A 1,958-nucleotide genomic window follows, 5' to 3' on the forward strand; every position below is an offset into this window, starting at 1 on the left:
TAATAGGGGGGGGGGGAACGTTCGGCGTCTAACAAGTGGAGAGGATAAATATCCCTTTGAAAAGAATCTTAGTACAAATTTTAGTACTTTGAGCGTCATCTGTTTTAATCAAAAGAAATGAGTCCACCTTTTTGGATGAAAACAAAGGTCAGCGAAGCTACCCATTTGAGCCCAACTAAAGCGTGAAGTGGGGAAAGAATTACCAGGTCACAGAAAAGGTCAGTATTCTCTGACCTTTATATGGGATCAAGGCGATTTAATATCCGGTATTTAGGGCTCAACTGTACGAGTTCAGACACGGTTATGAATTCATATCCTCGCTTTTTAAGTTCAGGTAAGATTTGCTCGAGCGCTTGAATGGTCTGAGTACGGTCACCGCCAAAATCATGAAAAAGGATGATATCCCCATTTCGTGTTTTTCTGAGGACTTTATTTACGATACTGTTTACTCCAGGGTTACGCCAATCAAAGGTATCTTGATGCCAGGACCATAAGACGACTGTGTATCCTTGGTCATTCGCCGTTTCGACGATAGGATCGTTGTAATAGCCTCCCGGAGGCCGGAAGAGCTTCGGCCTTGTGTGGGCGATCTCTTTAATCGACTGATACGTTTTGTCCATTTCTTCCTTCATTTTCTCTGGTGGCAGACCGTTGAAATTTGGATGAGAATACGTATGATTTGCAAGTTCATGGCCCGAAGAAACGATGTTTTTCACAATCTCTGGGTTTTCTACAACTCTCGAGCCTACCACAAAGAACGTCGCTTTTGCTTTATATTTATCCAGCAAGCTTAAAATTCGCGGGGTGTATTCGGAACTGGGGCCGTCATCAAACGTGATGGCGACGACTTTTCGTGAAGTTGGAATTTCCCATATGGCTTCCCCTTTTTCCTCATAAAAAAAGCGGGAATGCTTTTCATTTTTAGCAAGGGAAGAATGAATTGGTATAACAAATACTAAGAGAATAATGACTGCACATAAAAGATTTTTTCGATGCTTCATATCCATTCCTCCGTTCATATCAGTAAATATAGGTTGTCTGTAGAAAGCATTTTTTATGTAGTTGGAGGTGGGTGTAATAAAAAATCCTCAGAACGCATGAGGCGCTGCTGAGGAAAAAATTAAATGACACTATTTTTAATCGAGTTTGAATCCACCACATCTGGATCGGCGACAAAGTTGATGGGTACATTGACCGGAGATAGATCTCCGTTCTGATCACCAAAGCCCTGATTTCGCTTTGTTGACAGGAAAATATCTGCTTGCTGTACTGCAGCATAACTGATAAACGAAGAGCGTTCTAACACATTAACTTTAAATCCGAGTATGTTGACAATCGAAGGAGCGAACATCATAGGCGATTCCTTTCCCATAGCCTTTTTGTCTCTTCTTTTTCGTAGGAGGTAGGTGTATCAATAAGATCGCGGTCATCCACCATACTTTTTGTCCCCATGAAAGCGGAGCTGTCTCCGAAATTTTGCCCGAACCCCTGGTTTTTCTTATCGGTATTGTTCCAGTCAGCTAAAATATTCTGACCAACATTGACGGCCGAAGCATTTTCAAAGGAATTAATTTTGAAATTGAAAATATTAATGACAATAGAAGGTGTAACCAAAACGATTCCCCCTTTTACTACCCAAATATATGTCTCTGTTCCTTGTTTATGTGAAAACTTCCTGTGGAGGTGAGGACATGGACCCGAAGCAATTCAAACAGTGGATGGAAGTTGCACAGTCGTTTCATGGACAGGAATTTTGGAAAAACATTTTCAATGATAATTACGGAAAACAAATGATGGATGGCTTTCTAAATGACACTCAGCAAGGAGATGCTTCCCGTTCAGTAACACCCTCCACGACTTCAGACACGGACTTCCCCAAATACGAACTTTTTAAAAGCAAAGACTATTTTTACGTAATTATCGAACTTCCCGGTATTCAGAAAGGGGACGTCGACCTT

General features: G+C 41.3%; 3 protein-coding genes and 1 pseudogene. 1 reads left to right on the forward strand and 3 read right to left on the reverse strand.

The window, feature by feature from the left end; genetic code table 11:
* Nucleotides 1–236: 236 nt before the first annotated feature.
* The 3 genes from LD39_RS15310 to LD39_RS15320 all read right to left on the reverse strand — a co-directional run bounded on the left by LD39_RS15310 (nt 237) and on the right by LD39_RS15320 (nt 1,620).
* Nucleotides 237–1,001, reverse strand: coding sequence for a polysaccharide deacetylase family protein (locus LD39_RS15310; RefSeq protein ID WP_035549111.1), 765 nt, complete (start codon nt 999–1,001; stop codon nt 237–239).
* Between the two features lie 119 nt (nt 1,002–1,120).
* A complete protein-coding gene (locus LD39_RS15315) occupies nt 1,121–1,354 on the reverse strand; it encodes a hypothetical protein (RefSeq protein ID WP_035549114.1) in 234 nt (77 codons plus the stop codon).
* Nucleotides 1,351–1,620, reverse strand: a complete 270-nt coding sequence (locus LD39_RS15320) for a hypothetical protein (RefSeq protein WP_052158897.1) — start codon at nt 1,618–1,620, stop codon at nt 1,351–1,353. Before LD39_RS15320 ends, LD39_RS15315 begins: the two co-directional genes overlap by 4 nt.
* A gap of 71 nt (nt 1,621–1,691) precedes the next feature.
* Here LD39_RS15320 and LD39_RS15325 point away from each other — a divergent pair.
* Nucleotides 1,692–1,958, forward strand: a pseudogene (locus tag LD39_RS15325) (hypothetical protein); the annotation flags it as partial.

It is taken from the genome of Halobacillus sp. BBL2006 (genome assembly GCF_000786645.1).
Classification (GTDB): domain Bacteria; phylum Bacillota; class Bacilli; order Bacillales; family Halobacillaceae; genus Halobacillus.

Excerpts from the sequence above, each read along its gene's own strand:
- LD39_RS15310 (WP_035549111.1), bottom strand. The coding sequence starts at position 1,001 with ATGAAGCATCGAAAAAATCTTTTATGTGCAGTCATTATTCTCTTAGTA.
- LD39_RS15315 (WP_035549114.1), bottom strand. The coding sequence starts at position 1,354 with ATGATGTTCGCTCCTTCGATTGTCAACATACTCGGATTTAAAGTTAAT.